This window comes from Streptacidiphilus sp. MAP12-20, assembly GCF_041262525.1.
Taxonomy (GTDB): domain Bacteria; phylum Actinomycetota; class Actinomycetes; order Streptomycetales; family Streptomycetaceae; genus Streptacidiphilus.
Genome location: NZ_JBGCCK010000017.1, coordinates 13,197 through 24,841, shown reverse-complemented (window position 1 = coordinate 24,841; position 11,645 = coordinate 13,197). Strand labels below are relative to the sequence as shown.

Below are 11,645 nucleotides of genomic sequence, written 5' to 3'. Positions count from 1 at the left end.
TCATTCAGGATTGTCCGCCAGGCTCTGCGCCGCAATGACGCTGTGTGACAACGCCTTTCGCGCAAACGCCGGGGACGCCCCGGCCAGGCCACAGGTCGGGGTGATCACGACGGAACGCGACAGCAGCGCCGGGGCCAGGCCCAACCGCCGCCACAACGTCCTCACACCACTGACACTACCGGCCGGGTCTGACAATTTTTGGTCGCTGGAAGGCACGACACCGAGCAGAAAGACGGTCCCGCCCTCCACCCCTTCGCCGATCGCGTCGTCGTCACGTTCCGTCAGCAGCGATGCGTCCAGCGAGACCGCCGACGCGCCCGCGCGGCGCAGCAGTTCGATCGGCACGTCCGGCGCGCAGCTGTGCACCACGACCGGCACGTCCAGCGCGCCGATCAGGCCGCGCAGGACCTCCTCCGCCACGAGCTTGTCCACCGCGCGCAGCCGCTGCCAACCGCTCGCCGTCTTCACCTGACCGGCCAGCACCGCCGGCAGCGAGGGCTCGTCCAGCTGCAGCAGCACCTGCGCGCCGGGGATCCGGCGGCGGACCTCGGCCAGGTGCAGCCGCAGGCCCTCCGTCAGCGAGGCGGCGACGTCGCGCACCGCGCCCCGGTCGGCCAGCGCCTTCTCGCCGCGCTGGAGTTCGACCGCGGCCGCCAGCGTCCACGGGCCGACGGCCTGGACCTTGACCGGGCCGGTCCGGCCCTGGGTGAACTCCTCCAGCGCGTCCAGGTCCTCGCCGAGCCAGGAGTAGGCCCGCTTCGTGTCCCGCCCGGGATGGTCGCCGAAGCGCCAGCCCGAAGGCTCCACCCGGGCGAAGAGCTCGACCAGCAGGCCCAGGCTGCGGCCGATCATGTCCGCGCCCGGCCCGCGCGCCGGGAGTTCGGCCAGGTGCGGCAGGGACTCCAGCGAGCCGGTGACGGTCCTCGCCGTCTCGCGCGCGTCCGTGCCGGGCATCGAGCCGATGCCGGTCGCGCCGGGACCGGAAAGAAGAGGAAAGGGGAACTCGCGCGCGCTCATCGGCCCGGCCGCACCGTCAGGTCGGTGATCTCCGCGTCGCGCGGCAGGTCGATGGCGGTCAGCACGGCCGTGGCGACCGACTCCGGCGCGATCCAGGCGTCCGCCTCGTACGCGCGGCCCTCCTGTGCGTGCACCTTGACCTGCATCGGGGTGGCCGTCCGGCCCGGGTAGACGGTGGTCACCCGCACGCCGTTGCCGTGCTCCTCCTCGCGCAGCGAGTCGGCAAGCGCCTTCAGGCCGAACTTCGACGCCGCGTAGACGCCCCACTCCGCGCCCGCCCGCAGCCCCGCGCCCGAGTTGACGAAGACGACGTGCCCGCGCGTCATGCGGACCGTCGGCAGGAAGAGGCGGGTCAGCTCCGCCGGCGCGAGCAGGTTCACCGCCAGCGTGTCCTGCCAGACCTTCACCCCCATGTCCCCGACCGTGCCCAGCTCGACCATGCCCGCGATGTGCAGCAGCGAGTCGATCCGGTCCGGCTGCTGCTGATGGCCCAGCGCCCAGCTCAGCCGCTCCGGCTGTCCCAGGTCACCGACCAGCGTCTGCGCGGCGGGGAACCGCTCGCGCAGCTCCGCCGCGCGGCGCGCGTCCCGCGCCAGCAGCCACAGCTCCTCGCCGCGCTCGGTCAGCTTCGCGGCGACCGCCGCGCCGATGCCGGAGCCCGCTCCGGTGATCACATGCGTACCCATGGGTTCATCAGTACCACGCCCGAGCAGGCGGTCCGTGCGCCACCATGGTCATGCGCACGCAGACACCAGGGGGACAGGTGCCCGAGGCAGAACACGACGGCCGCATGATCGTGGTCGGCAACGACGCGTTGACCCAGCGACTGGCCGAGGATCTGGCCAAGCTCTACAAGGAGAGCGTCGTTGTCATCGTGCCGGAGCCCCGGCAGGACCATGGCCCGCAACTGCTCGCGCTGCACCAGGACGAGGGCCCGATCCGGGTGATCGGCGGCCGTCGGCCGGACGAGGCGACGCTGCGCCTCGCAGGGATCGAGACCGCCGCCGCGCTCGCCTTGGTCCTCGACGACGACCAGGCCGTGACCGCCGCCGCGCTCACCGCGCGCGTGGTCAACCCGACCGTGCGGCTGGCGCTGCGCGTCCACAACAACGCCCTGGGCAAGCGGCTGCGCCGCCTGCTCGACCGCGAGTCCGCGCCGACGTCGGTCGCCTCCGCCTCCGACACGGCGGCACCCGCTCTCGTCTCCTCGGCGCTGCCGAGCCACGAGCAGGTGATCCCGGTGAACGGCGGCACCTGCACCGTCGTCACCGAGGTGCTGCCGCCCGACACGCGGAAGCTGCCGCCGGGCGAGGGCGTGCCGATCGCGGTGCTCACCGAGTCGAGCGGCACGCTGCTGCCGGGCGAGAACGAGATCGCGTCCGGCGACGAGAAGACCACCGTCGTCCGGCTGCTGCACCACCGCGACGCCCCGACGCCGCCGCGCGAACGCGCCTGGGACCACCGCCGGGTGATGGCCGTGGCGCGCTCCTTCTTCTCGCGCAAACTCCAGGTCGCCGCAGCCGCGCTCGCGGCGCTGGTGGCGCTGCTGACCGTACTCACCTGGCAGTTGACCGGCACCAACCTCGGCCTGTCGCTCTATCTGGTGCTGCTGGACCTCAGCTCGGCGGGCAACGCGGCCTTCGGACAGCCTTTGCCGCGGCAGATCCTGCAGGTCGTCACCATGTTCACCGGCATGCTGGTGCTCGGCCTGGTCGCCGCCGTGGTGCTGGACAGCGTCGGCGCGGTGCGTCCGGCCGCCGGCGCCCGGCGGGTGCGGCGGACCCTGAACGACCACGTCGTGGTGATCGGGCTCGGCAAGGTCGGCAGCACGGTGGTGAACCGGCTGGCGGACATGCGGGTGCCGGTCGTGGTCGTCGAGCGCAATCCGGGAGTTCCCGGGCTGGCGGCGGTGCGGGCGCGCGGCGTTCCCGTCGTCCAGGGGGATTTCACCAGGGACTCGGTCTTCCGCGCCGCCCGTGCCGACCGTGCCGCCGCGCTGATGGCGCTGACCAGCAACGACAGCGCCAACCTGCAGGCGGTGCTGTTCGCCCGCGAGCGCCGGCCCGATCTGCGCGTGGTGCTGCGGCTCTTCGACGAGCCCTTCTCCAAAACGGTCTACAAGGCGCTGCGTGAGGCGCATCCGGAGGCGCGGACCCGCAGCCGAAGCGTGTCCTACCTCGCCGCGCCCGCCTTCGCGGCGGCGATGATGGGCCGTCAGGTCCTGGCCGCGATCCCCGCGCGGCGGGAGATCCTGCTGCTCGCGGACGTCGACGTGGAGGAGGGGGACGAGCTCGTCGGCCGCACGGTCGCCGCTGCCTTCGAGCCGGGCGCCTGGCGCATCGTCGCGTACTCGTCCCGGGGGCGCGGTGGCGGGCTGGACTGGGAGCTGTCACCGCAGCGGGAGTTGCGCCCCGGCGACCGCGTCATCGTGGTGGCCACCCGGGCCGGCCTGGGCCGCCTGCTGCGTCGCACGGACGCGGCGACGGCACCCCACCTTCCTGCTCAGGCCTCGCCCTCGGCGTAGCGCAGGGCCTCGACGCCGTCCGCGGCGAAGCGCACCAGCTCGTCGAGCGGACGGGGCAGGAAGCCCTCCCGCTCCATCCGCCGGAGCTGAGTGCGCATGCCGTCGTAGAAGCCGTCGGTGTCGAGCAGCACGACGGGCTTGTCGTGCAGCCCGTGCTTCTTGAGCTCCAGCACCTCGGTCACCTCGTCCAGCGTGCCCAGACCGCCGACCAGCACGACGACCGCGTCCGCGCGCTGCAGCAGCTGCGCCTTGCGCTCGGCGAGGTCCTTGGTACTGACCAGCTCGTCCGCGCCCCGGTACGCCTTGTGCGCGAGCAGCTCGACGGAGATCCCGACCAGCTTCGCGCCCGCGGCCTTCGCCTCGTCGGCGATCACGCCCATGAGTCCGGCGTGCGAGCCGCCCCAGACCAGCGTGTGGCCCCGCTCGCCCAGGGTGCGGGCGAAGTCGCGGGCGGGGACGGTGTAGCGCTCGTCGAGCGAGAACGCGGAGCAGAAGACGGTGATGTTCACCGGACGATTATCAGGCCTGCTGGTGAACGGAGCGCTCAGTCGTCGCGATTGTCGCCGAGCCGACGACGCGGGTGCCGTCGTAGAGGACGACCGCCTGCCCCGGCGCGATGCCGCGGACCGGCTCGTCCAGGACGACCCGCAGGCCCCCGTCCGCGTCGATCTCCGCCGTGACCGGCACGGGCTCACCGTGGGCGCGCAGCTGCGCGTGGTAGCGGCCGGTGCCGACCGGCGTCTGCTCGCCGCACCAGCGCGGCTTGACGCCGCTGAGCGCGGCGATGTCCAGCGCCTCGACCGGGCCGACGGTCACCCGGTTGTCGACGGGCGAGATGTCCAGCACGTAGCGCGGCTTGCCGTCGGCCGCCGGGCGGCCGATCCGCAGGCCCTTGCGCTGCCCGATGGTGAAGCCGAAGGCGCCGCTGTGCTCGCCGACGACGGTGCCGTCGACGTCCACGATCTCGCCGGTGGCCGAGCCGAGGCGCTGCGCCAGGAAGCCCTGGGTGTCGCCGTCGGCGATGAAGCAGATGTCGTGGCTGTCCGGCTTCTTCGCGACCGCGAGGCCGCGCTGCTCCGCCTCGACGCGGACCTGCCCCTTGGGGGTGTCCCCCAGCGGGAACATGGCGTGCGCGAGCTGGTCGGCGTCGAGCACGCCCAGCACGTAGGACTGGTCCTTGGCCGGATCGACGGCGCGGTGGAGCGTCCGCCCACGGGCCGGCTCGTCGATGATCCGAGCGTAGTGCCCGGTGCAGACGGCGTCGAAGCCGAGGGCGACGGCCTTGTCGAGCAGCGCGGCGAACTTGATCTTCTCGTTGCAGCGCAGGCAGGGGTTGGGCGTCCGCCCGGCGGCGTACTCGGCGACGAAGTCGTCGATGACGTCCTCACGGAACCGCTCGGCGAGGTCCCAGACGTAGAACGGGATCCCGATCACATCGGCGGCGCGGCGCGCGTCCCGCGAGTCCTCCAACGTGCAGCAGCCGCGGGCGCCGGTCCGGAACGACTGCGGGTTGCTCGCGAGCGCGAGATGCACGCCGGTGACCTCATGCCCGTCCTCCACCGCCCGCGCGGCGGCGACGGCGGAGTCCACGCCGCCGGACATGGCCGCGAGGACGCGGAGGCGTCCACCGGGCAGGGCGGAGGCGGAGGAGTCGGGGGCACCGGGGAAGTCAGACATAGTGGTTACCAGAATACGGGCACCCGGCAACACCTCAGGGGCGCGAGGCTCTGCTCGATGAACCGCGTGCGCGACAAGCCACTCACGCACGTAGGGCACCGAACGCGCAGGGCCATCCGCACAGGGTGGTTGTTCGCGCGCGCAGTTGATCAAGCAGAGCCCCGCGCCCCTGGATAGTGCAGCTTGCTCGCCTACTGAGACCTCGCGTCCCCAGCGTGGTGCAACTACCGCTTCGCGGTCATGCCCGCGAGGCGGGCGCGTTCCACCACGGGGGCGATCGCCTCGGACAGGGCCTTCACGTCCGACGGAGTCGAAGTGTGGCCCAGAGAGAACCGCAGGGACGCCCGCGCCAGCGCGGGCTCCGCGCCCATCGCGAGCAGGACGTGGCTCGGCTGCGGGACGCCCGCCGAGCAGGCCGAACCCGTCGAGCACTCGATGCCGCGCGCGTCGAGCAGCATCAGCAGCGCGTCGCCCTCGCAGCCCGGGAAGGAGAAGTGCGCGTTGGCGCTCAGCCGTCCCTCCCCCGCCGGATCGCCGTTGAGGACCGCGTCCGGTACCGCCGCCTGGACCTCCGCGATCAGCATGTCCCGCAGCGCCGCCAACTCCGCCGCCGCGACCGGCCGGCGTTCCGCCGCGATCGCCGCCGCCGCGGCGAAGCCCGCCGCCGCCGGCACGTCCAGCGTGCCCGAGCGGACGTCCCGCTCCTGGCCGCCCCCGTGCAGCAGCGGAACCGGCGTCGCGCCGCGCGACAGCACCAGCGCGCCGACGCCGTAGGGGCCGCCGATCTTGTGGCCGGTCACGGTCATCGCGTCCAGGCCGGAGTCCTCGAAGGAGAGCGGAACCTGCCCGAAGGCCTGCACCGCGTCGGCGTGCATCGGCACGCCGAACTCCCGTGCCACCGCCGACAGTTCCCGCACCGGCTGGATGGTGCCGACCTCGTTGTTGGCCCACATCACGGTGACCAGCGCGACATCCGCAGGATTCGCCTCGATCGCCGCACGCAGCGCCACCGCGTGGACCCGGCCCAGCGCATCGACCGGCAGCCACTCCACGACCGCGCCCTCGTGCTGCTCCAGCCAGTGCACCGCGTCGAGGACCGCGTGGTGCTCCACCGGGCTGCAGAGAATCCGGCGGCGCGCCGGATCGGCGTCGCGGCGGGCCCAGTAGAGGCCCTTCACGGCGAGGTTGTCCGACTCCGTGCCGCCGCCGGTGAAGACGATCTCGCTGGGACGGGCGCCGAGCGCGGCGGCCAGGGTCTCCCGGGACTCCTCGATCACCCGGCGGGCGCGGCGGCCCGCCGCGTGCAGGGATGAGGCGTTGCCGGTGTGACCGAACTGCGCGGTCATCGCCTGGACCGCCTCCGGCAGCATCGGAGTCGTGGCGGCGTGGTCGAGGTAGGGCATGGCGGGACAAGTCTAGGGCCACGCGCGCGCCCGCTCTCCCGCCCCCTCAGATCCCGCACATTCCGCACCCGCACATTCCGAATGCGCATCATCCATTGCAGCCCGTGCAACGGCGTCCTTATGATCCGTGCAACTGTCGGGGGTGCAGCGTCGGAGGCTGGTGGGACATGTCGCAGTCGGTCGACAGGGCACTGACGGTGCTCGCCTCCCTCGCCGACGGACCGACCTCGCTCGAACAGGCCGCCGCGCGCCTCGGCGTGCACAAGTCCACGGCGCTGCGGCTGCTCCGCACGCTGGAGGAGCACGGCTTCGTGCACCGCCAGGCGGACTACCGCTACCGCCTCGGCGGCGGGCTCTTCTCGCTGGCCCAGCTGGCCCTGGAGAGCATCGACGTCCGCGGCGTGGCCGCTCCCCACCTCGCCGCGCTGAACGACCGCTGCGGACACACGGTGCACCTCGCGGTGTACGAGGACGGCGAGGCGACCTACGTCGACAAGCTGGAGAGCAGGTACCCGGTGCGGATGTACTCGCGCATCGGCAAGCGCGCGCCGCTGACCGCGTCCGCGGTGGGCAAGGTCCTGCTGGCGGGCCTGCCGCCGGCGCGCCGGTCGGAGCTGGCGCAGCGACTGGAGTACCCGGCGTACACCCCGCGCTCACTTCGGACGGCGGCGGCGCTGTTGGCCGAGCTGGAGACGGTCCGCGAGCAGGGCTGGGCGATGGACCGCAGCGAGTACGAGGAGAGCGTCAACTGCGTGGCGGTCCCGATCCGCGGCATCGACGGCCGCGTGATCGCAGCGTGCTCCATCTCCACCCCGACGGTGGTGGCCCCGCTGGCGGCGCTGCGGCGCTTGGTCCCCGACCTGACGGCCACGGCGGACGCGATCTCAAGAGAGTACGGCGGCCGCACCTAGGCAAGCGAGTCAGCTGCACTGTCTGGGGGCGCGAGGCTCTGCTTGATTCACTGCGCGCACGAACAACCACCCTGTGCGGATGGCCCTGCGCGTTCGGCGACCCACCACATCAGTGGCTTGTCGCGCACGCAGTTCAGCGAGCAGAGCCTCGCGCCCCCGGAGGGTGCAACTATTGCTCGCCCTCGCTGGAACTCCCCCGGTGCCACGCCCTCGGCGCGCGCCAGTCGTACTTGATGGCCAGCATCCGCAGGCCGAAGGCCATCAGCGCCGCCGCGCTGCCGGTCACCGCGTCCAGCGCGCCGGCGGCGATCAGCGCCGCCGTGAGACCCGCGCCGACCAGCGCGGGGACGGCGTACAGCGAGCGGTCCCAGCGCAGCAGGGACGGGGTCTCCATCGCCAGCAGGTCACGGATCACGCCGCCGCCCGCCGCCGTGATCATCCCCAGTGCGATCGAGGCCACCACGCCCAGACCGTAGTCGTGCGCCTTCGCCGTACCGGTCACGCAGAAAAGACCCAGGCCCAGCGCGTCCAGCGTCTGCACCGTGCGGTTGATGCGGGCGACCTCGGGGTGCATGAAGAAGACAACCAGCGTGGCGACCAACGGCGTCATGAAGTAGCCGATGTCCGTGAACGCCGCCGGCGGGATCGCGCCGATCAGTTCGTCTCGCAGGACCCCGCCGCCCAGCGCCGTCGCCTCCGCGAGCACGGCCATGCCGAAGACGTCGAAGTTCTTCCGCACCGCGAGCAGGCTGCCGGAGAGGGCGAAGACGAAAATGCCGGAGAGGTCGAGCACATGCTCGACCCCCGGGGAGAAAATCTGCGAGGTCACCCCGCATTTCTATCGTGGAATACGGGGTGACCTCGCAAAGCGGAGAACGCTCAGGCGTTCTCAGGGAAGTGACAGGCCACCTGGTGACCGGTCTTCAGCGCCACCAGCGGCGGCTCCTCAGCCGCACACAGCTCCGTCGCCTTCCAGCAGCGGGTGCGGAAGCGGCAGCCCGAGGGCGGGTTGACCGGCGAGGGCACGTCTCCGGTGAGGAGAATGCGCTCGCGCTGCTCCTTGCGCGTCGGGTCCGGCACCGGCACCGCGGACATCAGCGCGTTGGTGTACGGGTGCATCGGCGAGGCGTAGAGGGAGTCCCGGTCCGCGATCTCGACGATCTTGCCCAGGTACATCACCGCGACGCGGTCCGACACGTGACGCACCACGGACAGGTCGTGGGCGATCACCACGTAGGTGAGGCCCAGCTCCTTCTGCAGGTCGTCGAGGAGGTTGACGACCTGCGCCTGGATCGACACGTCCAGCGCCGAGACCGGCTCGTCCGCGACGATCATCTTCGGCCGCAGCGCGAGCGCGCGAGCGATGCCGATGCGCTGGCGCTGGCCGCCGGAGAACTCGTGCGGGTAGCGGTTGTAGTGCTCCGGGCTCAGCCCGCACAGCTCCAGCAGATCCTGGACCGCGGCCTTGATGCCGTTCTCGGTCTGGATCTTCTGCAGTCGGAACGGTGCGCCGACGATCGTCCCGATCGTGTGCCTCGGGTTCAGCGAGGAGTACGGATCCTGGAAGATCATCTGGATGTCCCGCCGGAGCGGGCGCATCTTCGCGGTGTTGAGGTGCGTGATGTCCACGCCCTCGAACTCCACCTTGCCGGCGGTCGGCTCCAGCAGGCGGGTGATCAGCCGGCCCATGGTCGACTTGCCACAGCCGGACTCGCCCACCACGCCCAGGGTCTCGCCCTGACGGACGTCGAAGATGAGGCCGTCCACGGCCTGCACGGCGCCGGCCTGACGCTGCAGCAGGCCCTTCCTGATCGGGAAGTGCTTGACCAGGTCGGTCACCCTCAGCAGCGCTTCCCCCTCCATGGCGGGGGGAGTCGCGGGCGCCGGGACGGTCGCCGTCGAGCTTTCTTCACTCATTGTTTCTTCGTCTCCTCGACTTGCTACCGGCTAGAGCCGGGGAGCGATCTCCTCGGTGAAGATCTGCTGACGGGCCTCCAGGGACATGTGGCAGGCCGCCAGGTGGTTCTCGCCCACGCTGGTCAGCTGCGGCGTCTCGGACTGCGACTTGCCGTCGGTGCGGTCCGCGAAGGGGCAGCGCGGGTGGAACGAGCAGCCACCCGGCAGGTTGATCAGCGACGGCGGGTTGCCCTGGACCGGGATGAGCCGCTCCTGCAGCTCGCGGTCGATGCGAGGCATCGAGCCGAGCAGGCCCCAGGTGTACGGGTGCTCCGGCTCGGTGAAGATCTTGTCCGCCGGACCCTTCTCCACGCACTTGCCGCCGTACATCACCAGGATGTCGTCAGCGAGCTCGGCGACGACGCCGAGGTCGTGCGTGATGATGATGACCGAGGAGCCGAACTCCTTCTGCAGGTCCCGGATCAGGTCCAGGATCTGCGCCTGCACGGTCACGTCGAGCGCGGTGGTCGGCTCGTCCGCGATCAGCAGCGACGGGTCGTTGGCCAGCGCCATCGCGATCATCGCGCGCTGCCGCATACCGCCGGAGAACTCGTGCGGGTGCTGGTCGACCCGCTTGTCCGGCTGCGGAATGCCGACACGGTCCAGCAGCGCGATCGCATGCTCCCGCGCGGCCTTCTTGTTGACCTGCGGGTTGTGCTGGCGGTAGCCCTCGACGATCTGCTGGCCGACCGTGAAGTACGGGTGCATGGCCGTCAGCGGGTCCTGGAAGATCATCGCCATCTGCCGACCGCGGAGCTTGCGCACCTCTTCCGGACCGGCGCTGATCAGCTCCTGGCCGTCGAGCCAGACCTGGCCGCTGATGCTCGGGCCACGCTTCTTCCCGACGTTGCGGTGCAGCCCCATGATCGACAGGGAGGTCACCGACTTGCCGGAGCCGGACTCGCCCACGATGCCGAGGGTCTTGCCGCGCTCCAGGTCGAAGCTGAGGCCGTCGACGGACTTGACGACACCGTCGTCGGTGGGGAAGTGCACCCGGAGGTCGCGGACCGAGAGGAACGCGGAGGGGGCGACCTGGGACACGGCCGACTCGGCCACGCCGGTCGACTCCTCGGTGGGCTCGGTCTTACGGGGGGTCATGCGAGCCTCACTCGGGGGTCAACGACCGCGTACAGCAGGTCGACGATCAGGTTGGCCATCACGATGAAGAAGGCCGCGAACAGCGTGACGCCCATGATGAGCGGCAGATCCTCGCTGTTGATGCCGTTCAGCGCCTCGTAGCCCAGACCGCGAAGGTTGAAGACGTTCTCCGTGAGGATCGCGCCACCGATCAGTCCGCCGAGGTCCATACCGAAGACGGTGAGGATCGGCGTCAGGGTGGAGCGCAGTGCGTGCTTGCGGACCACGACACCCTCCGTCAGACCCTTGGCCCGGGCGGTACGGATGTAGTCCTCGCCCATGACGTCGAGCATGGTGGCACGGGTCAGTCGCGCATAGGTCGCCGCGTAGAGGAAGGCCAGCGTGATCCAGGGGAGAATCAGCTGCTTCGCCCAACCCACGGGATCGTCGGTGAAGTTGACGTACCCGAGATCTGGTAGCCAGTGCAGGTTGTAAACGAAGATCGCCGCGGTCAGCAGACCGGTGAAGTAGATCGGCAGCGACACACCCGCCAGCGCGGTGACCATGGTGACGCGGTCGAGCACGCTGCGCTTGCGCAGGGCCGACAGGATGCCGGTCCCGACGCCGAGCACCAGCCAGATGACTGAGGCGCCGGCGGCCAGGGACGCGGTCTGTGGCAGCGCTGTGGTCAGCGTGCCCCAGACCGGTTCCTGGTTCTTGAACGAATAGCCCAGGCAGGGGGCGGGGCAGTGCGACACGCTGGGACCGTTGTTGAAGTCCCGACCGGCGACGATGCCCTTGAGGTACATGCCGTACTGCTCGTACAGCGGCTTGTCCAGACCCAACTTGACCTTGATGTCGTGCAGTGCCGTTGGGCTTGAGTTCTTGCCGACATAGAGCAACGCGGGGTCGCTACCGGTGAGTTTCGGCACCATGAAGAAGATGCCAAAGGTGACCAGTGAGATCACCAGCAGCATGACGACCACGTTCACGAGTCGTCGGAAGATATACAGGAGCACTGCGCTCGGCTGGCCGGTGGCCGGCCGCCCTCCCTGTAGGGAGCGGCGGCCGACCACAGCC

Annotated in this window: 11 protein-coding genes; 2 read left to right on the top strand and 9 right to left on the bottom strand. The window is 71.0% G+C overall.

Annotated features, from left to right (window positions below):
* Entirely contained in the window at positions 1-1,017 is a 1,017-nt protein-coding gene (locus ABIA32_RS22670) for a methionine synthase (RefSeq protein WP_370098424.1), read from the bottom strand.
* The gene (locus tag ABIA32_RS22665; RefSeq protein ID WP_370098423.1) at positions 1,014-1,703 is read right to left on the bottom strand and encodes an SDR family oxidoreductase; all 690 of its coding nucleotides are present in this window, start codon (positions 1,701-1,703) and stop codon (positions 1,014-1,016) included. Before ABIA32_RS22665 ends, ABIA32_RS22670 begins: the two co-directional genes overlap by 4 nt.
* 77 nt (positions 1,704-1,780) lie before the next feature.
* On the opposite strand from ABIA32_RS22665, the gene ABIA32_RS22660 reads away from it, so the two are divergent.
* Positions 1,781-3,541 carry an NAD-binding protein gene (locus tag ABIA32_RS22660; protein ID WP_370098420.1) on the top strand — a complete coding sequence of 587 codons (1,761 nt, stop codon included), beginning with the start codon at positions 1,781-1,783 and terminating at the stop codon, positions 3,539-3,541.
* On the opposite strand, the gene ABIA32_RS22655 is transcribed toward ABIA32_RS22660, so the two are convergent.
* The 3 genes from ABIA32_RS22655 to ABIA32_RS22645 form a co-directional block, all read right to left on the bottom strand.
* A complete protein-coding gene (locus tag ABIA32_RS22655) occupies positions 3,520-4,050 on the bottom strand; it encodes a TIGR00730 family Rossman fold protein (protein WP_370098418.1) in 531 nt (176 codons plus the stop codon). The two genes, ABIA32_RS22660 and ABIA32_RS22655, sit on opposite strands and share 22 nt — an antisense overlap.
* A 10-nt stretch (positions 4,051-4,060) precedes the next feature.
* Complete coding sequence (mnmA, locus tag ABIA32_RS22650) at positions 4,061-5,218, bottom strand: tRNA 2-thiouridine(34) synthase MnmA (protein WP_370098415.1); 1,158 nt, start codon at positions 5,216-5,218, stop codon at positions 4,061-4,063.
* A gap of 224 nt (positions 5,219-5,442) precedes the next feature.
* Entirely contained in the window at positions 5,443-6,621 is a 1,179-nt protein-coding gene (locus tag ABIA32_RS22645) for a cysteine desulfurase family protein (RefSeq protein ID WP_370098413.1), read from the bottom strand.
* A 167-nt stretch (positions 6,622-6,788) separates the two neighbouring features.
* On the opposite strand from ABIA32_RS22645, the gene ABIA32_RS22640 reads away from it, so the two are divergent.
* Positions 6,789-7,532: an IclR family transcriptional regulator gene (locus ABIA32_RS22640; RefSeq protein WP_370098410.1), complete on the top strand. Its 744-nt coding sequence runs from the start codon at positions 6,789-6,791 to the stop codon at positions 7,530-7,532.
* Positions 7,533-7,701: 169 nt separating this feature from the next.
* On the opposite strand, the gene ABIA32_RS22635 is transcribed toward ABIA32_RS22640, so the two are convergent.
* Genes ABIA32_RS22635 through ABIA32_RS22620 form a run of 4 tightly spaced genes read right to left on the bottom strand, consistent with a single transcriptional unit; the run spans position 7,702 to position 11,584 of the window.
* Positions 7,702-8,361, bottom strand: coding sequence for a trimeric intracellular cation channel family protein (locus tag ABIA32_RS22635; RefSeq protein WP_370098407.1), 660 nt, complete (start codon positions 8,359-8,361; stop codon positions 7,702-7,704).
* Between the two features lie 50 nt (positions 8,362-8,411).
* Positions 8,412-9,449: an ABC transporter ATP-binding protein gene (locus ABIA32_RS22630; RefSeq protein WP_370098404.1), complete on the bottom strand. Its 1,038-nt coding sequence runs from the start codon at positions 9,447-9,449 to the stop codon at positions 8,412-8,414.
* Between the two features lie 30 nt (positions 9,450-9,479).
* On the bottom strand, positions 9,480-10,586 hold the full coding sequence (locus ABIA32_RS22625) for an ABC transporter ATP-binding protein (protein WP_370098401.1): 1,107 nt from the start codon (positions 10,584-10,586) through the stop codon (positions 9,480-9,482).
* A complete protein-coding gene (locus tag ABIA32_RS22620) occupies positions 10,583-11,584 on the bottom strand; it encodes an ABC transporter permease (RefSeq protein WP_370098398.1) in 1,002 nt (333 codons plus the stop codon). Before ABIA32_RS22620 ends, ABIA32_RS22625 begins: the two co-directional genes overlap by 4 nt.
* Positions 11,585-11,645 lie beyond the last annotated feature (61 nt).

What these genes read in the sequence shown, in the direction of transcription:
- ABIA32_RS22630 (WP_370098404.1), bottom strand. Translation starts at nt 9,449, where the DNA reads ATGAGTGAAGAAAGCTCGACGGCGACCGTCCCGGCGCCCGCGACTCCC.
- mnmA (WP_370098415.1), bottom strand. Translation starts at nt 5,218, where the DNA reads ATGTCTGACTTCCCCGGTGCCCCCGACTCCTCCGCCTCCGCCCTGCCC.
- ABIA32_RS22645 (WP_370098413.1), bottom strand. Translation starts at nt 6,621, where the DNA reads ATGCCCTACCTCGACCACGCCGCCACGACTCCGATGCTGCCGGAGGCG.
- ABIA32_RS22625 (WP_370098401.1), bottom strand. Translation starts at nt 10,586, where the DNA reads ATGACCCCCCGTAAGACCGAGCCCACCGAGGAGTCGACCGGCGTGGCC.
- ABIA32_RS22665 (WP_370098423.1), bottom strand. Translation starts at nt 1,703, where the DNA reads ATGGGTACGCATGTGATCACCGGAGCGGGCTCCGGCATCGGCGCGGCG.
- ABIA32_RS22640 (WP_370098410.1), top strand. Translation starts at nt 6,789, where the DNA reads ATGTCGCAGTCGGTCGACAGGGCACTGACGGTGCTCGCCTCCCTCGCC.
- ABIA32_RS22670 (WP_370098424.1), bottom strand. Translation starts at nt 1,017, where the DNA reads ATGAGCGCGCGCGAGTTCCCCTTTCCTCTTCTTTCCGGTCCCGGCGCG.